21 protein-coding genes are annotated in these 21,268 nt (G+C 60.1%); 5 read left to right on the top strand and 16 right to left on the bottom strand.

Going from position 1 to position 21,268, the window contains the following annotated elements; genetic code table 11:
• Positions 1 to 278 precede the first annotated feature (278 nt).
• Entirely contained in the window at positions 279 to 1,955 is a 1,677-nt protein-coding gene (locus IRY30_RS06115) for a cytochrome b/b6 domain-containing protein (RefSeq protein ID WP_194556430.1), read from the bottom strand.
• A 299-nt stretch (positions 1,956 to 2,254) separates the two neighbouring features.
• Here IRY30_RS06115 and IRY30_RS06110 point away from each other — a divergent pair, with 299 nt between their 5' ends.
• The 3 genes from IRY30_RS06110 (at position 2,255) to IRY30_RS06100 (ending at position 5,179) form a co-directional block, all read left to right on the top strand.
• The gene (locus IRY30_RS06110; protein ID WP_194556429.1) at positions 2,255 to 2,986 is read left to right on the top strand and encodes a PIG-L deacetylase family protein; all 732 of its coding nucleotides are present in this window, start codon (positions 2,255 to 2,257) and stop codon (positions 2,984 to 2,986) included.
• A 490-nt stretch (positions 2,987 to 3,476) separates the two neighbouring features.
• Positions 3,477 to 4,175, top strand: coding sequence for a type 1 glutamine amidotransferase domain-containing protein (locus IRY30_RS06105; protein ID WP_194556428.1), 699 nt, complete (start codon positions 3,477 to 3,479; stop codon positions 4,173 to 4,175).
• Between the two features lie 146 nt (positions 4,176 to 4,321).
• On the top strand, positions 4,322 to 5,179 hold the full coding sequence (locus IRY30_RS06100) for a hypothetical protein (RefSeq protein ID WP_194556427.1): 858 nt from the start codon (positions 4,322 to 4,324) through the stop codon (positions 5,177 to 5,179).
• A 15-nt stretch (positions 5,180 to 5,194) separates the two neighbouring features.
• Here the strand turns inward: IRY30_RS06100 and mgtE are convergent, their stop codons facing one another.
• Genes mgtE through IRY30_RS06080 form a run of 4 tightly spaced genes read right to left on the bottom strand, consistent with a single transcriptional unit; the run spans position 5,195 to position 7,937 of the window.
• Positions 5,195 to 6,595 carry a magnesium transporter gene (gene mgtE / locus IRY30_RS06095; protein ID WP_194556426.1) on the bottom strand — a complete coding sequence of 467 codons (1,401 nt, stop codon included), beginning with the start codon at positions 6,593 to 6,595 and terminating at the stop codon, positions 5,195 to 5,197.
• Positions 6,592 to 6,777: a hypothetical protein gene (locus tag IRY30_RS06090; protein ID WP_194556425.1), complete on the bottom strand. Its 186-nt coding sequence runs from the start codon at positions 6,775 to 6,777 to the stop codon at positions 6,592 to 6,594. Before IRY30_RS06090 ends, mgtE begins: the two co-directional genes overlap by 4 nt.
• Before the next feature lie 48 nt (positions 6,778 to 6,825).
• Complete coding sequence (locus IRY30_RS06085; RefSeq protein WP_194556424.1) at positions 6,826 to 7,524, bottom strand: YceI family protein; 699 nt, start codon at positions 7,522 to 7,524, stop codon at positions 6,826 to 6,828.
• 32 nt (positions 7,525 to 7,556) lie between these two features.
• The gene (locus IRY30_RS06080; protein ID WP_194556423.1) at positions 7,557 to 7,937 is read right to left on the bottom strand and encodes a hypothetical protein; all 381 of its coding nucleotides are present in this window, start codon (positions 7,935 to 7,937) and stop codon (positions 7,557 to 7,559) included.
• 132 nt (positions 7,938 to 8,069) lie between these two features.
• On the opposite strand from IRY30_RS06080, the gene IRY30_RS06075 reads away from it, so the two are divergent.
• On the top strand, positions 8,070 to 8,447 hold the full coding sequence (locus IRY30_RS06075; protein WP_194556422.1) for an RNA polymerase-binding protein RbpA: 378 nt from the start codon (positions 8,070 to 8,072) through the stop codon (positions 8,445 to 8,447).
• Between the two features lie 117 nt (positions 8,448 to 8,564).
• On the opposite strand, the gene IRY30_RS06070 is transcribed toward IRY30_RS06075, so the two are convergent.
• Genes IRY30_RS06070 through IRY30_RS06060 form a run of 3 tightly spaced genes read right to left on the bottom strand, consistent with a single transcriptional unit; the run spans position 8,565 to position 11,670 of the window.
• A complete protein-coding gene (locus IRY30_RS06070) occupies positions 8,565 to 9,362 on the bottom strand; it encodes a polyprenol monophosphomannose synthase (RefSeq protein WP_194556421.1) in 798 nt (265 codons plus the stop codon).
• A 59-nt stretch (positions 9,363 to 9,421) separates the two neighbouring features.
• Entirely contained in the window at positions 9,422 to 11,080 is a 1,659-nt protein-coding gene (lnt, locus tag IRY30_RS06065; RefSeq protein ID WP_194556420.1) for an apolipoprotein N-acyltransferase, read from the bottom strand.
• On the bottom strand, positions 11,080 to 11,670 hold the full coding sequence (locus tag IRY30_RS06060; protein WP_194556419.1) for an FxsA family protein: 591 nt from the start codon (positions 11,668 to 11,670) through the stop codon (positions 11,080 to 11,082). Before IRY30_RS06060 ends, lnt begins: the two co-directional genes overlap by 1 nt.
• A gap of 141 nt (positions 11,671 to 11,811) precedes the next feature.
• Between IRY30_RS06060 and IRY30_RS06055 the strand changes: the two genes are divergently transcribed.
• A complete protein-coding gene (locus IRY30_RS06055; protein ID WP_194556418.1) occupies positions 11,812 to 12,129 on the top strand; it encodes a hypothetical protein in 318 nt (105 codons plus the stop codon).
• Between the two features lie 48 nt (positions 12,130 to 12,177).
• Here IRY30_RS06055 and IRY30_RS06050 read toward each other — a convergent pair whose 3' ends face one another.
• The 8 genes from IRY30_RS06050 to IRY30_RS06015 all read right to left on the bottom strand — a co-directional run bounded on the left by IRY30_RS06050 (position 12,178) and on the right by IRY30_RS06015 (position 21,249).
• A complete protein-coding gene (locus IRY30_RS06050) occupies positions 12,178 to 12,948 on the bottom strand; it encodes an SDR family NAD(P)-dependent oxidoreductase (protein ID WP_309824925.1) in 771 nt (256 codons plus the stop codon).
• A gap of 26 nt (positions 12,949 to 12,974) precedes the next feature.
• Positions 12,975 to 15,728: a DEAD/DEAH box helicase gene (locus IRY30_RS06045; RefSeq protein WP_194556416.1), complete on the bottom strand. Its 2,754-nt coding sequence runs from the start codon at positions 15,726 to 15,728 to the stop codon at positions 12,975 to 12,977.
• 73 nt (positions 15,729 to 15,801) lie between these two features.
• Positions 15,802 to 16,986: a twin-arginine translocase subunit TatC gene (gene tatC / locus IRY30_RS06040; RefSeq protein WP_374708539.1), complete on the bottom strand. Its 1,185-nt coding sequence runs from the start codon at positions 16,984 to 16,986 to the stop codon at positions 15,802 to 15,804.
• Positions 16,987 to 17,024: 38 nt separating this feature from the next.
• Positions 17,025 to 17,510: a Sec-independent protein translocase subunit TatA gene (tatA, locus tag IRY30_RS06035; RefSeq protein ID WP_194556415.1), complete on the bottom strand. Its 486-nt coding sequence runs from the start codon at positions 17,508 to 17,510 to the stop codon at positions 17,025 to 17,027.
• Between the two features lie 82 nt (positions 17,511 to 17,592).
• Positions 17,593 to 18,597, bottom strand: a complete 1,005-nt coding sequence (locus IRY30_RS06030; RefSeq protein WP_194556414.1) for a WYL domain-containing transcriptional regulator — start codon at positions 18,595 to 18,597, stop codon at positions 17,593 to 17,595.
• The gene (locus tag IRY30_RS06025; protein ID WP_194556413.1) at positions 18,594 to 19,583 is read right to left on the bottom strand and encodes a helix-turn-helix transcriptional regulator; all 990 of its coding nucleotides are present in this window, start codon (positions 19,581 to 19,583) and stop codon (positions 18,594 to 18,596) included. The genes IRY30_RS06030 and IRY30_RS06025 overlap by 4 nt, the downstream gene beginning before the upstream one ends.
• On the bottom strand, positions 19,580 to 21,001 hold the full coding sequence (pafA, locus tag IRY30_RS06020) for a Pup--protein ligase (RefSeq protein ID WP_194556602.1): 1,422 nt from the start codon (positions 20,999 to 21,001) through the stop codon (positions 19,580 to 19,582). The genes IRY30_RS06025 and pafA overlap by 4 nt, the downstream gene beginning before the upstream one ends.
• 56 nt (positions 21,002 to 21,057) lie before the next feature.
• Entirely contained in the window at positions 21,058 to 21,249 is a 192-nt protein-coding gene (locus IRY30_RS06015; protein ID WP_194556412.1) for a ubiquitin-like protein Pup, read from the bottom strand.
• Between the last annotated feature and the right edge of the window lie 19 nt (positions 21,250 to 21,268).

The raw sequence follows: 21,268 nt of genomic DNA, 5'->3' as shown, positions 1-21,268 counted from the left end.
AACACCCTGTGAGGCCGGGACTTTTCTCTGTGTGGGTGGGTAGATTCCGTGCTGAGTTGAAGGCTTGTGAAGAGGGCCTGTTGGGATTGCGAAGGGATTGTGACGGGAGCGGGAGATGTCTCGCTGACTGTTTTGCCACCCCGTGGACATCCCGGCAGGAGAGGCTGGCGGAATGGGGGAATTTAGTAGAGGTGCTTGAGGGGTTGGCGTCGGGAAAAAAGGGGGAAAGAAAATGCCCACCGCACAAGCGATGGGCATTCAGACGGTGATGTCAGATCTTAACGAGGGCTGACGGTACCGAACTTGGAAGCGACGGGTGCGATGAGCAGTGGTCGCGTGGCGAAGAGTGCGCCGATGGTGAGGAACAGTGCTCCGGCGAACCAGAGGAAGCCGCCCCAACCTTCCGCTGGGGTGCCTGCGAACATGTGGTTGAGGTTCTTCAGCATGCCCGTGGTGAATACCAGGAACACGTGGCCCAGGATGAAGGCCACGAAGAACAACATGGTGGGGAAGTGGAGCTTGCGGGCCAGTGGAGCTGGGTAGATCTTGTTCAGCTTATCGGCCTTCTTTGGCCACCATTCGCTCATGCGCAGACCGGTGATGATTGCCAGAGGAGCAGCGATGAAGACAACGATGAAGTAGGTGAGTTGCTGGAGGCTGTTGTAGTTAACCCAGCCGTTTTCTGCAGGCCAGTCCATGGATGCGTACTGCAGTGCAGCGGAGAGCGCGTTCGGGAAGACTTCCCAGCTGGTTGGCACGATGCGTGCCCAGTGGCCGCTGGCGAACAGCATGATGATGAACAGCGCACCGTTGACGATCCACAGGACGTCCAGGTAGGTGTGCAGCCACAGGTTGATGCTGATCTTCTTGCCACCCTTCTTCGGCTGCCACACAGCCGGTGGCTTCTGCTGCTGACGCACGCGCAGACCGGACTGAATAATCAGAGCCATGAAGAAGAAGTTCAGGAAGTGAGTCCAGCGGGCCCACCAAGGGAAGCCTTCGTCGACAAATGCAGGCGGTTCGTAATCGCCTGGGTACTTGTCCATCCATTCGGCGACAGAGTCCAAGCCGACGAGCCAGCGGGCACCGAAGACCACGATGGCGGCGACGACCAAGGCAGCAGCCAAGGCGATGCCGGCGAGCTTGCCCCACTGGCCGAGGGTGCGCTCGCCGATGACGATTGGCTCACGCTTCTTCTTAGGCTTTTCCTTTGGCTTGTCCTTGGTGGACTGAGCTGGAGTCTTGGCAGCTGCTGCTGGGGCGCCTGGGGCACCTGCAGCGGGAGCTGCTGGAGCGGCGGCCGGAGCACCTGGAGCCGCTGGGGCAGCAGGAGCGCCTGCAGCCGGAGCACCGGGAGCGCCTGGCGCAGTGGGGGCACCTGGGGCACCAGGGGCCGATGGAGCGCCGGGAGCCGATGGAGCCTTTGGTGCACCGGGAGCGCCCGGAGCTGAAGGAGCGCCTGCAGCCGGAGCACCGGGGGCGCCTGGGGCAGAAGGGGCACCGGGAGCTGCAGGAGCCGATGGAGCCTTTGGTGCGCCTGGGGCAGCAGGAACGCTTGGCGCTGCTGGAGCACCGGCGGATGCTGCGGGAGCAGATGCGGCCGGAGCGGAAGGAGCAGAAGCAGCTGGTGCCGCAGGAGCTCCTGGAGCGCCCGGTGCACCCGGAGCGCTAGCCGCGCCGAGCTTCAAAGGACCGCTAGTGGAAGCGGCCGCTGGTGCAGCAGTTTCGGAGGCAGCAGTTTCGGAGGCAGCGGGAGCTGCGGCCTCAGTAGCTGGTGCCGCGGTTTCTGCGGCAGGAGCCTGTGGAGCTTCCGGGGTCGGAGTGGACTCTGCTGGCTCAGGGGTGCTCGCTGCCGGTGCGCTTGCTGCCGGTGGTGGAGTTGAAGGCGCCCCCGGCGCCTGGGCGATCACCGGGTTCAGCTTGATTGGCTGTCCCTTGGCATCATCGTTGGACATATATAGTCTCCTGCATATTGAAGCTCGTCATAGCTCTGGTTATATAACCTTAGCCCATGTAAATTACATCACTCAAAGAGTCTAGTGGAGTGCTCGTCACACTCTGAATTTGCCCTTTCCTCGGTGTGTGAGCCCGCGCCGTCCGCCAGTGCGTGTCAGCAGTCACAGACCTCGCCGCCAGAGCCCGCGTCGCAAAGCTGATGAACAATGGAAATATCGCTCGCATGAAAATGCCTAAGGTGGGGAAGCAAAGGGCGATTCAGCCACTCTGTCAGCAGCGAAAGTACGGTGAGCACACAATGTCCACGTTGGAAGAATTCACGATTGAGCAGTCAGACAGGGTTCTCTGCGTCGCGGCGCACCCGGATGACTTGGAATACGGCGTGTCTGCCGCGGTGGCCAAGTGGGTTGAGCAGGGTGTGGATGTGACGTATCTCTTGCTGACCACCGGGGAAGCGGGCATCCAGGACAAGTCTCCGGAGGAAACCGGCCCGCTGCGGGCACAGGAACAAAAACGCGCCTGCGCCAAGGTGGGCGTGGATGATCTGCGCATCCTGGATTTCTCGGATGGGGTGTTGGAGTACTCCACTGAACTGCGTAAGAAAATTGTGGAGGTTATTCGAGACGTCAAGCCAACCGTTTTGGTTCTCACCGAATGGGCTTTGGAAGTGCCGTGGGGTCTGAATCACGCAGATCACCGGGTTGCTGGCTTGGCAGCGGTTGATGCGGTTCGCGATGCGGGCAACAAGTGGCTGTTCACTGACCTCACCGATGAGAACGGCGCTCAGCTGGATTATTGGCAAGTCTCCACGTTGTTGGTCTCGGGATCTGATCGACCGACCCATCAGATCGAGATCACCGGCGCGCCCATCGAGAAAGGCATTGAGTCGCTGCGCGAGCATCGCGTCTACTTGGAGAACCTGGGTGATCATCCCGATCCTAGTGACTTGCTCCGCGGCATGACCGAATTGGAGACAGACGCGGACGAGGAGCAGCGTTACGCCCTCGCAGTTCGACGTTTCGATCTCTAGGCAGGCGGCGCTATTGGTGGGGAGCGCCCCGCAATCCTCAAAGTGTCATAATGTATATTATCGGCCAAAAGAAGTAAAAGGTGACGTCGAGAAGGGGTTACCCAACACACGCCCTGCATACACGCACTACTTCACGCCCATGCTGCCGCTACGTGACCCCGGCGAAGTTGTTAGCCGCACCCGCTTTGTTTTCCTCAACGGGCAATCCGTTTCCTTTTCTTTTCGACGCCACGCTCATCCTTAAGCAAAACATTCAGGCAAGCACCCAATGTTGAATCCCGGTGCACTCGGCAGCTGGATCCTTGGGCACGGCTTGAAGGCTGTGCTGAAGTCTCAACTCCCGGCTAAATGGCGCATTTAGCCCCTCGGGTCATGCGGCCTCCTACCCTGGTGCAACGCCCCATTTTGTCACTTGTGACGTAATGCAGCGCTCGGAAGGCAGGTATACATGAAGGTGTAGAACGACACATAAACAAAACAAGGAGTTCTCATGACAAAGGTATTGATCGCAATCACTGCAGCAGATCACTGGACGCTCAAGGACGGAACCAAGCACCCCACTGGATTCTGGGCTGAAGAATTCGTGGTGCCTCACGATATCTTTGCTGAGGCTGGATATGACATCACCGTCGCTACGCCAGGTGGCAAGGCGCCAGTTGTAGACAAGCTGAGCTTGAAGGTCATGGGTGGCGTGCTGCCAGGAACCATCAAGAAGATGAAGGAGCGCTTGGAAGCGCTCAAGCCAGTTCTGGATAAGCCCGCGGATCTCCACGAGATGGATGCCGCTGACTTCGATATCGTGTTTTACCCAGGCGGCCATGGCCCAATGGAAGATCTGGCAATCGATGAGAAGTCCGGAAAAATCCTCGTCGATCAGTTGGCTTCCGGTGGTCAGCTCGGCGTGCTGTGCCACTCGCCTGCCGCTGTACTGGCGACCCTGGATGAGCAGGGAAACACCCCATTCTCCGGCCGAGAATTGACGGGTCTTTCCAACGTCGAGGAACGCATCAACCCATTTGGCTGGAAGGCAAAATGGTACCTCGAAGACAAGCTGAAGGAAGCCGGCTTGCGCTACAGCAAGGGCTTCCCACTGCGTCCGTACGTGGTGGTTGACGGAAATCTGTACTCCGGTCAGAACCCGCAGTCTTCCAAGGCGCTCGCCGAAAAGATGGTTGCAGACCACCGCTGATTTTTTACTAAGCGACACGTGAGGGCTCCGGTGAACCGGGGCCCTCTACTTTCGTGTGAACCGCGCTTGAGCTGCGATTAAGATAATCGAACGTTTTATCTAAGGATCGCGAGCCGTTGTCCAGGACCTCTGATAGATTTTCACTCATGACGAAAAAAAGAGCGGTACTGCCGATAATTGCCAGCGTGTTGCTGTTCGGTGCAGCAGCTTGTTCCCAGAACGAAGAACCTGCTGCGCAGGAATCTTCTTCTGCTTCTACTGAGTCCTCCTCCAGTAAAGAGACCAAAAAGCCAGAGCCGACTCGCGGAGAGGTGGCCAAGCCAGAAGAGACTCAGGCCGCCGCTGCTACCACCGGTGAATGCGCAGCTGCAGCTGTGCGAAAGAACCCAGAGAATCACTGGGTGGACAACATCGAGAACTGTGACGGCAAGTTCTTGTTTGGCGGCCAGGCACAAACTGATCACGTGGGACTCTTCCGCTTTGCTGATGGCCAGTGGAAGCGCATTCCTCACGCACCGGGAAAGACGACTCACACCGGTTTTCCTTGCTACGAAACTTCCACGTTGGATGAACTCGGCGTGCCGCAGGCGACCAGGGCAAGGGTCTCCAAGTGTGATGGTTCCTCCTCCACCGGTGGCCAATCGAGTGGCGCGAACAGCTCCGGATACCTCACCTCAGCTGCGCTGGGCGAATGGGTGGAGCCCGCAGCTCAACCTGCGTGCGATGGTCGAAACATCCTCATTGTTAACTCCGTCCACGTTCCCGGCAATGACCGCAGCGAGCTGAATGATCAGATCGCCATGACGATCGCTCGCGGCAACAATCTTGACTTCACCACTCCCGGCAAATGCCCATCCTTGCGCTCGCAGATCAATGGTGAGGACATCTACCCCGTCTACTACGACTTCGGCCAGGACCAGCAAGCTATGTGTGCGGCCAAGGCGCGCGAAGGTGGAAACGCTCGAACGCTCAACACCGCGGGAGACTTCACCGATCCTTGCTAAATCGGTTGGCCACCACTACCCCATTGCCGCGGCAATCTGATCCGCAAGGATCAGATTGGCAATGGTGAAGTAGATGATCAATCCGGTGGCATCCACCAATGTGGAGACCACGGGCGTGGAGAACACCGCTGGATCCACCCCGAGTTTGCTGGCGAGCAGCGGCAACACTCCACCCACCACGCATGCCCATCCACAGATCGAGACGATGGTCAGAGAAATGGTGCAGGCAACTGGGAAATCATAAATCACCATAATGACCGGGAAAATCACGGCTCCGAGGAATGCGCCGAGCAACAAGCCCACGCGAACCTCGCGCCAAATCACCCTCGTCAGATCCGCTGGCCGTACCTCATCCACGGCCAGCGCGCGCACCACGGAACTCGCAGCCTGGGCACCCGCATTGCCACCCGTGCCGATGATCATGGGCACGAAGACGCTCAAAACCACCACGGCTTCCAGGGTGGCCTCGAAGAACTCCATGACATTGATGGTCAGGAACGCGGCCACGATGAGTAGCGCCAGCCACGTTCCTCGTTTGCGCGCCATCGTGAGAACCGTGGCTTTGAGGTAGGGCTCCTTGAGAGGTTCGGAACCGCCGGAGCGGTACGCATCCTCGGTGGCCTCCCACTCCAGGACCTCCATGGCATCGTCCACGGTGATGAGCCCCAAAATGCGCTCTTCATCATCCACCACGGGAAGGCTCAAGAGGTCAGCCTCCTGCATCAAGCGCGCTGCCACTTCCTGATCCTCGGTGGCCCGCACGTGGTGCATTTCGCGGTGCATGACCTGCTCGATCAACGTGCCCGTGGGTGCGGCCACCACCGCGGAGAGCGAAACTGTTCCGAGCAGGCGGCGGGCCTCGTCGCCCACGGGGATCACGGCGATGTCCGAGTCCGTGACGGTAGAGCGCGGGAATTCTCCGGAAGTTCGCTGTGTCACAGCGTTGCGCTGAATCTTTTCCAGCGCATCTTCCCTGGTGGCGCTGGGAGCGAGAATGGTTGGCGTCGGAACCATAAGACGGCCAGCCGATTCCGCAGGATAACCCAACAAATCAGAGACGAAGGCCCGCTGCTGCTCCGGCAAGCCCTCCATGAGGCGCGCCGCGACCTTCGCCGGGATCTCATCCAACAACTCCGCCTGGTCATCGGGAGCCAGGAAATCCAGCAGGCCAGTGGTTTCCTCATCAAGCAGGGCCTGGAGAAGCTCGGCCTGCGTGGGAGGATCCATCAATTCGAAGACGCGCAGCGCCCTGTCCTTGGGCAACAAGCGATATGCCACGGCCATATCAGCGGCCGAAAGCCGGTTGATTTCCTCAGAAATGACCACTGTGGAGTGAGCTGCCAGCCACTCCTGGACGTGCTCTGCACCTTGCGTGCTCACCACAGCCTGTAATGCCTGCTGAGGTGCTGCGGTCATGAGGAGCGCTCATCCTTCATGGTGCTCCAGATCTGCCATACCGTGGCTGCCAGCAAGACGGCGCACACTGCGGCGAACAGCCAGTTCACCCACGTGGAGCCCGTGACCAGGAGAAAGCCGATGAAAAATACCAGCACCACTGCCCGCATCAGGCGGGAGTAGAAAATCAATTGTGGAGACATGAGTCTTAGCTTAACCGTCCATCAAGACAGCAGAAGTTCCGGCAAGAGCTAGGAGCGTTGTTGGAATACCAACAGCAGATCGATCGTGCCTTCATCATCGATCACCGCGGCCACGAAATCACCAGACTCAATGTGGAAATCGCTGCGTTTCACGGGCACGCTGCCCTCGATGATCACGCTTTCACCCGTGCGCAGTACCCGCAGGTCAGTGGTGATTTTCTTAGTGACGCCATGCAGAGTCAAATCCCCCGTCACCTTCACCGTGCCTACGGTTCCATCCTCCGGCACCCCGGAGAGATCCGTGGGTTCAGTGATGGCGAACGTGGCCTTGGGGTATTTGTCCGTGTGCAGGATGTTCTTGCGCACGTTGATATCGCGGCGTTCGTTATCTGAGCTGATGGATGCCACATCCACCGTGACCAGGCCCTCCTGGAGCTGGCCATCGCTCACGCGCAGTTCGCCATGCACCGATTCAGAGTCCTGATTATCGGTGCGCCCGGACGTGGTCTTGTCCTCGGCGGGGAGCTTTTCAAAGAAGGTATACCCAGCTTGCGTGCGGTTTTGCCCGAAGCCGTCAACGGTGAACCAGGTTCCGTCAATCCCGATGCTGGCTGGCTCTCCCCCTTCGCTCAGTGAAGCGGTCTGAAGCCCCTTGTCATTGACCATGCGGTAGACCATCGGCCCAAAGCCCACCAGCAGGCTGACAATGATTCCGATGACACCGAGCGTGATGATTCCTTTACGCATGGTTTTCAGCCTAGTCTTCGAGTGGAAAAACTCTAATCTGATTGGCCACGTAGCTTTTCCAGCCGCCGGGCGATCTCCACCAATTCCGCGGTGAGCTCAGAGACGCTCGCGGCCTCTTCCCCTTCCTCCACTGCCGTGCGGATATCCTCGGCGGCGCAGCGTAGCTCGAAAAGACCATCGAGCAGCTCATTGGCGGCCTGCGAGGAATAGATCACGGAATCACCGGGGATATCCGTGTGCGATAGCTTCCTGCGCTGTTCATATGCGCGCTGCCTGCAGGATTGCGAGCAGAACTTGCGGGGCCGGCCGGACTCAGATTGTTCCATCTCCCCCGCGCACCACAGGCACTGTTGGGCGCGCTTGCGGTTGCGCGGCTCGGGGCGGTTGGAGAGCTCAGTCTCGGAAGCGGGCATGGGAACAAATTCTAGTGCCCGTCCGTTAAGTGGAGGTGAGTGAAACCCGCTAGAATGACAGGGTTAGGTGCGAGCAGCAGGTAGTTACATATCTCTGGCACCGTAAAAATCTATTGGAGGAGTGAGGCAAAAATGGCAGATCGCGTTTTGCGTGGCAGCCGGATGGGCGCAGTTTCCTACGAAACGGACCGGGATCACGACCTAGCGCCCCGCCGTATGGTGAAGTACCAAACCGATAGTGGCGAAGTCTACGAAGTCCCCTTCGCTGATGATGCAGAAATCCCCAACGAGTGGATGTGCAAGAACGGCCAGCTCGGCACGCTGATCGAGGGCGATGGCCAAGAGTCCAAGCCCGTCAAGCCACCCCGCACCCACTGGGATATGCTCCGCGAGCGTCGCTCCATCGAAGAGCTGGATGTGCTGCTTGATGAGCGCATTGAGCTCCTGCGCAAGCGTCGCCGCAACGCAGTGAAGCTGATGAAGGAACAGGAAGCCGCCAAGAACGCTTAAAGAGCGATCTTCAAGGTGGGCGCGCTGCCAGGATAAGTCCCAGCGCACTTCCTGCAACACCAAAGGCCGGGTACCAATCGAGGTACCCGGCCTTTCGCTATGGAAAAGTTCCAGCGCTTACTTGGTGAACGTGTTCTTCAAGACACCGAGACCGAGCCGAGAGAACTCGGTGGTGAGGTTCTTTGCCTGGGAGTAACGGTGCGCCGCACCCCACTTGGTGACCTGCAGCATCGCTTCGCTGACAATGTTGCCGCTCATCTTGGACTCGCCCAGCTCACGCTCGGTGAAGGTGATGGGCACTTCGCGGACGTCGAATCCGGCTTCCACAGCGCGGAATGCCAGATCTACCTGGAAGACGTATCCAGCGGAATCCACGGAGTCCAGATCGATCTCTTCCAGCACCTCTCGACGGTACGCGCGGTAGCCACCGGTGATGTCAGAAAGTCCTGCGCCCAGTGCCACCGAAGCGTAGACGTTGCCACCGCGGGACAGCAGCTGACGGCTCGCTGGCCAGTTCACGGTCTTGCCACCGCGCACGTAGCGGGAGCCGATGACCATTTCCGCGCCGGTATCGATGCGATCCAGGAGCAGGTGCAGCTGCTCTGGGGCGTGGGAGCCGTCGGCATCCATTTCGCAGAGCACGTTGTACTCGCGCTCGAGACCCCAACGGAAGCCAGCGACGTAAGCGCCACCCAGGCCGCCCTTGCCCTCGCGGTGCATGACGTTGATGCGGTCATCCTTGGCTGCCAGCTCATCGGCCACGTCACCGGTGCCGTCTGGGCTGGAATCGTCTACGACCAGCACGTTTACGCGCTCTGGCTCTGCGTCAAGCAGGCGACCGACGATGAGAGGCAGGTTTTCACGTTCGTTAAACGTTGGAATGATGACCAGTGTTTTATCGCTGATTTTCGTCATATCTGCAAAAGCAACCTTTCTATATGGGCTTGTTGACCCAGTGCTGTATTAAAGTCTAATTACTTCCGCGAGCGCATGCTGCGTTGGGCTCTCGTGTTGCGGGTTTTATTTCCCGCCTTCTTCTTATTTCCCTTTGTTTTCGACGCCACCATCACCGGCCGCAGCCAGATTGCCAGCACCAAGCTGATGGCTCCCAGAGCCTCTAGAGCGACCTCGACCCATGGGCCTACCCGGGCAGAAATGCTGGTGGTGTCCCGCAGCTCCAGATCCGCGGTTAACGCATCTGCCTCGAAGATCCGGGTTTGTTCCGAAACCGAGCCATTCGGTTGGACGATTGCAGAGACTCCGGAGGTAGCGGCGACGATCAGCGAACGGTCATACTCGATGGCTCGCATCCGGCTCATGGCGAGCTGCTGGTAGGTCATATCCGTGAAGCCGAAGGTGGCGTTATTCGTGGGAGTGGTGAGGATCTGCGCTCCCCCACGGACGGATTCCCGGAGGGCACCATCGAAGCTGATTTCGTAGCACGTGGCCACGCCCATGGGGATCTCCACGTTGGCGAAGGATCCTGAGTTGGGAGTTAACGGCACTACTCCGTTATCCGTTCCAGGTTGGAAGTTCCCGGCCCGATCCACCAGCGGAGTGACCTTGCGCAGCAAATCGCGCAATGGCATGTATTCCCCGAAAGGCTGGAGGAAGCGCTTGTCATGGTAATCCGCAGGGCCTTCGCTGGTCCACAGCACCATGCGGTTACTCGTTGGGGTGACGGTGCCCACCAAGATGGGAGCCTTGATCTCCGCTACGGCCTCATCCAGCACCTCAGCTGCCTCGGCATGCATGAAGGGGTTCACGTCGGAGGCGTTTTCCGGCCAGATCACGATGTCCGGCTGTGCTTGTTCCCCCGCAGCCACCGCTTCGGCCAGCTTGTGGGTCTCCCGCGCGTGGTTTTCCAGAACGGCCATTCTTTGTGCGGCGAAATCTAGCCCTAGGCGAGGCACATTTCCCTGAATTGCGGCCACCCGGAGCGTGGGAGGCGGGTTATCTGCCCTAGTGCTGTCAGCCTGTTTTTGCGCCAACAGCAGACCCAGACTCCCGCCGAGGGAGAGTATGACTGCGAGAGCTGCGGGAACCACGAGGGAAAAGTGGTGGGTGCGCGGGGTGTGGCGTCGAGAAAAAGGAAGGCGATCCTCCACGAACGTCCAGTACAGCCACGCCAGTCCCACACCGCTCAGGACCACCATGAAGGTAACCAAGGCGGGGCCGCCAATGCGGATCCACCACGCCAATGGGCCTTCCACCTGTCCCCACGCCAGGCGGGCCCAAGGGAAGCCACCGAAGGGCCAGCTCGAGCGGATGAACTCGATGAGGACGTACCAGGCGCTGATGCCCAGCCCGGAGAAAATCACCGCGCGCCGGGAATTGCCCTGCGCGGGTGAGCGGTGAATCCAGCGCAGGCCGATGCCGAACACCAGGGAGTACAGCGATTGGATGACCGCCAGGCCGACCCACGCGTACCAACCCACGAATTCTCCCACCCAGGGAAGGAGCAGCAGGTAGAGGATGATTCCTTGCAACCAGGAGGCGAAAATCGCGTTGTGCCGGGTGACCGCGCAGACGAAAACCGCCATGCCCAATGGAGCGGCCCACCACAGACCGGTGGGCGCGAAAGATGCATAGAGCATCAAGCCGGAGAACCCGGCTAGGAGGATCCGGAACATTAGCGGGAATCTTCGATTCCGCGGGGTGGGTTGGGGTCTTCGGGGTGGTTGTTCGTGCGGGGATCAGTGCTGGTGGGTGTTTCTCCTGCGCGGTGATCGATTACCTCTCCCCAGCCCTGCGGGCGGTCTGCGCGCTCCTTGCCATAGGCCTTGCTGCCTGGGCGGGCGACTCCGTAGACATTTTGGTAGGTATTGTCCGCGAACTTGGTGATGGCAACGCGTGCACCAGCACCGATACCCTTGCGGATCAGCGCGCGGGTGGGTGGCAGCAGGAAGAAAATTCCCAGCGCCGAGGTCACCACACCGGGGACAGCCACGAGCAGTGAGCCGACCAGTGCCAGTGCGAGATCGGCGGTGAGCCGGCCGGCGGATTCGCCGTCGACGGGCTGAGCCGCGGTCGCGCTATCCGGGTGCGTCGCTGTGGTGGATACCCGACGCGTGAGTTCCCGGAACTGCCAAGCGCTCAACGCCAAGCCCAGAACGAACAGACCGATGATGAGCAGAATGGCCCAGCCAAAACCGATCCAGAGGCCAAGCAGAATGAACGCGGTGATTTCGATAATCAGATATGCAGCCGCTAACAAGGGCATAAAAACTCCATTACAAGGGGTAAGAAAGGTGATCTCTATCCTATCCTGCACACGAACGTTTGAAATACCTGAGTGCGCAGGCTAGATTAAGAGTGAATTTGATAACGAATCAATAACTTATTTTCAGATTGGAAATTCCTCATGCGTCTTCGCCGAAACGCTCTCGCAGTAGCTACCGTGGCTGCCATCTCCTTCACCGCTGTTGCTCCTGCTCAGGCTGAGGCGTCCGCGTTTGTGGTCGCGCAGGCTGGCGGCAGTTCCGTAGAGGAAGACAACGGAGACGCCACCGGCTCTTGGGGCAATGTATTCCCAGAGTATGACGTCTTTAAACAGCTGGACGGAGGTCAGCAGTTCCTGACCATCGTCAAGGGCACCCTGGTTGTGGTGGCTTTCGCCACCGCGCTGTCCGTGGGACTCGGATTCCTGCGCACTCTGATTTACAACGTCGCTGGTGTCTAAGGGTTTTACCCTTCATCACCTAAGCTCTTGAGCTTTTGTGATCCAGCTCTACCGTGGCGCGCGTCGCCACAACCAGCGTGGCACCACCTGCATGATTGCAGCCAGTACGCGCAAGGTACCCGGGACCCACAGATCCCGGGTTTTTCCATCTGCGATGGCATCCACTGTTGCCTGAGCCACCACGTCCGGGGTGGTGGAAAATGGTGCAGGATCCATCCCCTGGGTCATGCGCCCGATCACGAAGCCCGGGCGGACCAGCAGCAAACGCACACCGGTGTGCTGCAGCGCATCCTGCATCCCCTGGCAGAAGCCATCCAGTCCCGCCTTCGCGGAACCGTACACGTAGTTCGGCCTGCGCACGCGGGCGCCGGCGATTGAGGAAAAGGCCACCACTGTGCCACGCCCGCGCTGCTTCATCCGGTAGGTCAACTCCGTGAGCAACACAGCTTGGGCGGTGAAATCGGTGTGCAGAATCTTGTGCACCTCTTCCCCGCTGACCTCCGCCCGCTCTTGATCACCCAGCACGCCAAACATCGCTAGGGCGGTATCAATGGACGCTACGGCCTCAATCTCCTCGATGATTTCGGCATGGGTGTGGGTAGAGGTGGCGTCGAAAAAGAAATAACGCACCTCCGCCGCGCCTGCCTCACGCAGCGCTGCGGCCTGCACCTTGAGGTCATCGAGACGACGGCCAGCTAGCATCAAGCGGTTGCCCGGAGCCATGCGCAGCGCGACCTGCGCGCCGATCTCGCTGTTGGCGCCGAAGATGGCGATTGTCTGCGGACCAGCTGCCGAATTTGGGGAATGTTGTTGAGTCACGCAGGCCATTCTAGGCGGGCGGGGCGCTAGGCTTCCAGCGCCACCACGGAACGGTTGATCGCCTTGACCGCCTTGCGGCTGGTGGTCTTCACCGAATTGGCGTAAGCGGTGTTGCGGATCTGATCCAGGAGATCGATCACCCGGCGACACCAGCGGACAAAGTCACCCGGGGTCAGGGACGCCCCGGAGGCCTCGGCAGCCTGCAGGCAGTAATCCAGGGGTGCGCCCGCTGTCCACTGGTGCAGCGCCGTGGCAAAGCCCAGCTCCGGCATGCGGGTCAGCGGGATTCCGTGGCGCTGCTCATCGCTGCTGAGCTCGTTGTAGATGCGAATGGTGGAATCGATGGCCTCCGCCAGTGGCTCGGAAGGCACCTCCATGGACTCGCCGGTTTCGCGACGGTTTTCGAACACCACCACACTGGCCACGGCCGCCAGTTCCGCGGGATCCAAATCATCCCAGATTCCACGGCGGAGACACTGCGCCACCAGGAGGTCAGATTCGTGGTGAATGCGGGACAAGCGCGAGCCTTCCAGCGTGATATCCGCCTGCTTCTGGCCATCGGCGTCCACAGACGTCTCCACGTAATCCAGCTCTTCCAGCAGCGCGACGATCCGGTTGAACTGCGCGGCCAAACTATCACCCGTGGACGTGACGGTCCCCTGCTCAAACTCCAGGCGACGCTGCGCCTTGAGGTACTGAATGGCCACCCGGGCGATATCCTCCCGCGAAGTCCACTCGTGCACCGGGTGATCCTGCACCTGAATGCGCAGCGTGGTGGCACGCTCCGAGCCACCCTTCGCCTTCTTCTTGAGGTTGGCGGGCTTGTGATCGAAGTGCATGCGTCGCAGATTCGCCGCCACGGAACGAGCCTGACGCTTCGGGTTGCGCCCCACGCCCTTGTGCAGGCGCATATGCCCGATGTGCACGGGCGCGTTGCTGAACATATCTGGGCTCAGCCGCTCCACCCAGCCTTCCTCGGTCACAAACGTAGGCCGGGGGCGCCGAGGCGAGGAATCCGCCCGCACCACCACGGCGGTCATCGGGTCGCGACCAGTGGGCAGCGCGAGCACGTCACCTGCCTGCAGGTTCTGGAACAGCGTGGCGGTTTCCTGTTGGCGTTGGCTGCCGGCATGCTGCTTGGCTCGGCGTTCCTCTTGTGCCAATTCTCGACGCAAACCTGCGTATTCCACTGCCAGTTTCAGATCTTGATCCACCTGGTTCGGGTCCAGTGAGTACTCAGCGCGAATGAGATGCTGCAGTTCTTGTTCTTCGTGGGCGAGTTCGCGGCGGCGTCGTTCCACAGCCTCTGCCTGCTCCACCACAGAGCCGTTCTTTTGGTACTGCGCGAAAGAGCGATCCAACAGCCGGTGGGATTCTTCCCAGCCCTTGGTGCCGAGCATGTTGACCGCCATGTTGTAGCCAGGGCGGAACGTGGAATTGAGCGGATAGGTGCGCGTGGAGGCCAGCCCCGCTACCCCGTAAGGGTCTACTCCCTGGGACCACAACACCACGGCGTTACCGATGGTGTCGATGCCACGCCTGCCCGCACGGCCCGTGAGCTGCGTGTATTGGCCCGGGGTGAGATCCACGTGGGCTTCACCGTTGAATTTGATGAGCTTTTCCAGCACCACCGAGCGGGCGGGCATGTTGATGCCCAGGGCCAAGGTCTCGGTAGCGAAGCAGACCTTGAGCAGGCCGCGGGAGAACAGATCCTCCACGATGTGGCGGAACGCGGGCAGCATGCCGGCGTGGTGGCAGGTGAAACCGCGGGACAGGCCGCGGCGGAAATGGCGGAAACCCAGGACTTCCAGGTCTTCCGCGGTCAGCCCGGCGACGCCTTCGTCTACCGTGCGGAGGATTTCCTCGCGCTCGCCTGGGCTGGTGAAATCAACCTTGTCCACCAGCAATTGCTTCACGGCAGCATCGCAACCAGCGCGGGAGAAGATGAAGTAAATGGCGGGCAGCATGTTTGCCCCGGCCATGTGGGTCACGACGTCTGAGCGCTTTGGCCCGCGTCGTTTGCCCGCTTCTTCCTGCTTGGCGGCAGCGGCCACCACCGCACGGTTGATGGAGCCGATGTGTTCATCGGTGGAATCAAACAGGGGCAGGATCTGCCGGCCCACCATCATGTACTGATTGAGCGGCACGGGGCGCTTGTCGGTGAGGATGATGTCCGTCTGCCCACGGATGGTGGACAGCCAGCCGCCGAACTCCTCCACGTTGGAAACGGTGGCGGAGAGTGACACCAGGATCACGTCCGTATCCAGATTGAGGATGGCCTCTTCCCAGACCGGTCCGCGAGAAGGATCCGCGAGGAAGTGCACCTCATCCATCACCACGTGCGTGAGGGTGCGCAGGCGCTCCGAGTCCGCGTAGATCATGTTGCGCAGTACCTCGGTGGTCATCACCACGATGGGAGCGTCACCATTGACCGTGACATCGCCGGTGAGCAAGCCCACGTTCTCCTCGCCGTAGATCTTCACGAGGTCGTGGAACTTCTGGTTGCTCAGCGCCTTGATGGGCGTGGTGTAGAAACACGTGCCCTGGTTGTGGAACGCGGTGAACACCGCGAACTCGCCCACCACGGTCTTGCCCGCACCGGTGGGAGCGCCGACGAGCACTCCCCTGCCCTGAGCGATGGTCTCAGCTGCGTCCAGCTGGAATGCATCGAGAGCGAAGGGGTACTGAGCTCGGAATCGCTCCACTTCCGGCGAATACTCCTTGAGAGATCCTGCGACGGAGTTGCGAGACGTGCGTTCTACGGAATTCTGGTCATTCATCACAAACGAGCCTACCGCCGCCACTAAATGAGTGACGGCGGCAGGTTGGGGACTTCAGAATTTGATGCGGGAGCTACAGCACATCATCGAAATAATCATGGCCAGTGGAGTTCCCCGGATTGTTGGGGTTCTGGCTGTTCTGCAGATCTAGGCCAGTGCGACGGCCGTAGACGTCTTCCTGCATCGGCCGGGCGCCGCTGCTGCTCCGCGGGGCGGGCGTGGCGGTCACGGGCTCACCGAACTGGTTGCTGAGACCATCCGTAGGGGAAATGCTCGAGGCGGTGACGGCACTGGCGGCGTCGAGAACAGGATCTGCTTCCCCGAGAGGCATGGCCTCTTCGATGGTGGAAGATTCGGAATCATCCAGATCCATCCACTCTTCGCGCTTCTTGGCTGCCCGGCGCTTATCGTTCACGCGGGCGATCTGGGTGGCAATCTCCATCAACAGGCACAGAGCCACTGCCAGGAAGACCATGGAAATAGGTTCCTGGCCTGGGGTGATGACCGCCGCGAAGACGAAAAGGAAAGCGATGATGTAGCGCCGCTTCTCGTTGAGATCCTTATAGGAAATGATGCCCGCAGCGTTGAGCAACACGGTGAGCAGAGGCACCTCAAAGGAGACGCCGAAGATCAGCAGCAGGGAGATGGCGAAGCCGAAGTACTCGGTACCGTTCAGGGCGGCGATCTGCGCTTCATCGCCGATTCCCAGCAGGAATTCCAGGCCGACAGAGAGCACGAAGTAGGCCATGATCGCGCCAGCCACGAACAGGAAACTGGCGGCGAAGGAGACGCCCAGAGCCCAACGGCGCTCATTCTTCTTCAAGCCCGGGGTCACGAATCCCCAGATTTGCCCCAGCCAGACTGGCGAGGAGAAAACCAGGCCAGCCAAGGAACCAACCTTGAGGCGCAGCAAGAACATCTCGAAAGGAGTGGTGGCGAGCAATTTACATTCACCATCATTGGAGCCGAAGCGCATCTCTGGGGGCAGAGAACAATAAGGTTCGCGCAGGATATCGCCCAGAGATGGGATGGGCCCCACAGCCGTGCCGTACCAGATGTAACCGAGGACGGTTCCGGCCAAGATTCCCAGCAGCGCGATGAATACGCGCCTGCGCAACTCTTCGATGTGCGCGACGATGCTCATGGAGCCATCGGCGGACTTCGGCTTCTTGAGCTTGCGCGCCTTGCCCCGCATCTTCTTCGTGGCCGGAGGCACGGAAGGGATGGGTGTGGCGGATTCAGGGGCTGTGGAGCTCATCGGGTTTTAAGCCTCGATCTGGTGTAAAGAGGGAGGGCTTAGTTCTGCTGACCTGGCTGCTGTGGAGCCTGTCCGTTGGTCTCTGGGTGGATGGGGCCACCGGTCACGCCGTCGTTGGGGTTCTGCACTGGTACGGCGTTTGCCTGTGGCTGGGCAGGCTGTACTGGCTGCTGCTGCACTGGCTGGGTTGGCTGTGCGTACTGCTGGGCTGGCTGCTGCACCGGCTGGGTTGGCTGTGCGTACTGCTGAGCTGACTGCTGCACTGGCTGTGCCTGTGGAGCGGGCTGTTGTCCAAAGTTCTGCACTGGCTGCTGATCGATGATCTGCTGCTCGTTGGTCAGCGCGTGCTGCTCAGCAGCGGCCTTTTCTGGAGCCTTATCGGTCTTCATCTCGTCCATTTCGGACTTGAAGATGCGCATGGAACGCCCCAGGGAGCGGGCTGCATTTGGCAGGCGGGTTGCTCCGAAGAGAACCAGAATGACAAGAGCAATGATTACGAGATCCCAGCCACCGGGGAGAGACATACGACACCTTTCGAAGGGGTTTTTCCAATGCTCCTCGCCATTTTTCCTGGCGATTTAGTGGAACATTGGCTGCTGCAAAGATTTATTTAGTATAAGCCCGTAAGCCGTTTTTAGCACGATGGCTCACGCGATTCTTCAACGATTCGGGAGCCATCACAGTGATGTTCTCGCCATAAGCGATGCAGAATCTTTCCAACCACGCGCCCGTATCGGGGATGCTGACGAGTGGTGCTTCCTTCTCTTCTACCAGCCACATTGGGTAGTACTCCAGCATCCACGCCAACTCTGGGGAAAGGCACAGCGTTCCCCAATCCGTCGAGGCTTCAAAATTGAAGGGGTCTGTGTGATCCAAGGTAGGAACCTGTGGTTTCCCCTCGGCACTCCCCGGCTCCCCCACCTCCAAAACTTGCATCCGGGACAGCGCGTAGGAACGCTGTTCGCGCCCCGCTTCCCTGCCCCACACATACGTTTCCCCGTTGATCATCGCCACGTGATCTGGGTTGAGGCTGCGCGTCGTGGTGGTGTCACTACTTGTCGAGCGATACCGCACCTCCAGCTGCCGCCGTTCCCGCACGGCTTCCATCACGCGTTGCCGTAGGCCCGGTGCCTCGCTGTGGTTCGTGGATTCACCGTCCTTTTTTCCCGACGCCACCTCGGCCCCGTCCAGAGCATTCTCCACCGGCTGCTTATCGCGGGCCGCGGCTAAGAGCCCGCGGATCTTCCCGGATACCTTTTGCACAGCTGGCTGCTGTTCTTCCGGCAAGGTGCTGCGCAGCGCTTCTAGGCTGAAGAGCAGCACGCCGGCTTCCATCGGGGTGAGCGCGAGGGGCCTATCCATCCCGGCGGTGAACTCCACCCGCGCGGTGGTCTTATCCATCGCCACTTCCACCAGTGAGCCGGGAAAATATCCCGGCAGGCCGCACAGGGAGAGCTGCGTGAGTTCATGCTTCAGCTGGGCCACCGGGATGCCCAATTGCGCGGAGGCCTGCATGAACGTGCCTTCGGGATGCGCGCGGAACCAGGCCAGCACATTCACACTTTGGGCGAGCTGCTGTCCGGGTTTGTTGGGAGATGCTGGCGATGTCATGAGGGTGAGGCCTCCGAGCTTTCAGCGAGCGAAGTGAGCAGAGCAATCACGTCATCCACCACGTCTTGCGGTTCCCGCACGATCACATCTGGGGCGTATGCCGCTGCGGTGCGCACCAGCCATGTGCGATCCACGGGCCCGATCTGCCCAGCTTCATCGCACAGCGCGCGCAGTTCTTCGGCACCAGAATCAGCTGGGAAATGCAGGCGCGCGGTGATATAGGTTCCCGCCGCTGCCAAACCTCTGCGAATGAGCTCTTGGCTGGGAAGTTGCGGGGCCGGATGCGTGCTGAATTCTGGCAACGCTTCTACCTCGGCGATGCGCGCCAGGCGGAAGGTGCGCTGTTGCTGGCGATCCATATCAAACCCGGTGAGGTAGATCTTCCCGTCCACAGCTCCATATGCCCAGGGCTCTACTGTGCGAACGACAGGTTCCTCCAGCAGCGAAGGGTAGTAATTGAACTGCAAACGCACGCCCTTATCCAAAGCGCGGAAGATAGCTTCCACCGACCCCTGATCCAGTTCGGTGTGGTCTGGAACGGAGGGGATCACCGCCTCCCCCATTCCACGCTGCAGACCCGCCGCGGCAAGTTTCCGGTAAGCGGAAGTTGCTGCCTCGGAGAGTGATTCGGATTGATTCCACCGCGCTGCAGCCACCAGCACTTCGGATTCTTCCGGGGAAAAGTCCATGTCTGGCAAGAAGAGCGCTTCGCTATCCACGCTCCACAGCTCCTTGCCGTCATCGGAAGGATGAGCGGTGAGGATTACGCCAAAGGGTGCCAGCGCTGCCCTATCTCGGTGAAAGCGCTTGCGATTGGTTTCTGGCTTTTCGGCGTCGTAGCCAGCAACGTTGCTCAGAATCCAATCGGTGCTGCGAGGAGCGGGTGAATTGATCAGGGCTATCACCAGGTTGAAGAGCCGCGCAGCACCGGAATCCCAGGTCACCGGGACCGGCGCGTTGCGTGAAGGTGGCGTGGGTGTGCTCAAGACTGATCCAAACCGCTCATCATCTGGATCATCGATTCCACGCGCTCGTCTACCTCGGAGAATGGGTCGCCCAGCACAGCTTCCATGCTGTGCTCGCCGTTGATCTTCAGCCGCATCCAATCTACGTTCACCGAAGCACCGTGTTCGCGCGCCGCAGTGAGGAAGCGGCCGCGCAGAGAGGCGCGGGTAGTCGCCGGGGCATGCACCTGGGCTCGGGCGATGTCCTCTGGGCTCACCAGGCTCTGCGCCATCCCGCGCTTGACCAGCACGTGGAACAGGCCACGATTCGGGTTGATGTCGTGATACGTCAGATCAATCTGGCTCAGTCGAGGATCGGCCGGAGCCAAGTTGCCGCGGGCAGCCATGCGATCCATGAGGGTCTTCTTGATCACCCAATCAACTTCGGTGTTCACCGAGGAGAAGTCGCCGGTATCGAAGCAGTCCAAGACCCTGCCCCACAGCTCCACCACGGGTTCTAGCTGCTCCCGCGGGGTTCCGCGCAGACCTACCTCATCGCGGTGCGTGTCCGGACGCTCTTCCTCTAGCCACTTCTTGGCCGCAGCGTGGAATGCCCGCTGGATTTCCAGCGGGGTAGATTCCTTTCCGCTGCGCAACCGCAAAGGCACGGTCCCGGTGAAATCGCGGGCGATATCGCGGATGGAGCGGATCTCGTTGGCAATCTCAAAATCCGGCAGTGGCACGCCGGCCTCGATGAGCTCCAGCACCAACAGCGTGGATCCCACCTTCAGCGCGGTGGTCACCTCCGACATGTTGGAGTCACCCACGATCACGTGCAGGCGGCGGTACTTGGTGGAATCCGCATGCGGCTCATCGCGGGTATTGATGATGGGCCGGGAGCGCGTGGTGGCACTGGACACGCCCTCCCACACGTGGTCAGCACGCTGGCTCATCACAAACCCAGCCTCAAAGTTCTCGTTTGGTGCGCCTTGCGTGGGAATGGAGATCTTGCCCGCACCACACATCAACTGCCGGGTAACCAGGAACGGCAGCAGCTGCTTACTCAGCGCCTTGAGCGGCACCTTCCGGCTGATGAGGTAATTTTCGTGGCATCCATAGGAATTGCCCAGGGAGTCTGTGTTGTTCTTGAGCAGGTAGATCTGCCCGCCGACTCCCCTTTCCGCCAGCCGAGACTCCGCGTCCACAGCCATCTCATGCAGGGTGGCTTCGCCCGCACGGTCATAAGCGATGAGCTGGTGCAGAGAATCGCATTCCGCCGTGGCGATTTCCGGGTGTGAGCCCACATCCAAGTACAAGCGCGAGGCATTGCTGGTGTAGATATTCGAGCTCCGGTACTCCCGGGTGATCGGTTCAAAAAGCTCGCGCGCAATCTCATCCGGCCCCATCCGACGCGCCGAGTTCAGCACATTCGTGATGCCGTATTCAGTCTCCAGACCCATGATGCGGCGCACGTTGACCCCGCCGGAATCCACCTGAGCTGGCGTTTCTGAAACGCTCACTGTCCGCCCTTTTGCACGTATGCGCGCACAAATTCCTCGGCGTTGTTTTCCAGCAAACCGTCGATCTCATCCAACAGATCATCCGTTCCAGTGACCTGCACCTGTCCGGACTGGGATTCGGTGTCCTCGATCGCGGAATCATCCCGGCCGCGGCCACCGCCGGCATTAATTTGTCCACCTGTAGTCATCTGGCCCTCGCTTCCTGGT

This window comes from Corynebacterium suicordis DSM 45110 (genome assembly GCF_015351405.1).
GTDB classification, from domain to species: Bacteria; Actinomycetota; Actinomycetes; order Mycobacteriales; family Mycobacteriaceae; genus Corynebacterium; species Corynebacterium suicordis.
This window is presented reverse-complemented; position numbering and strand designations above follow the sequence as displayed.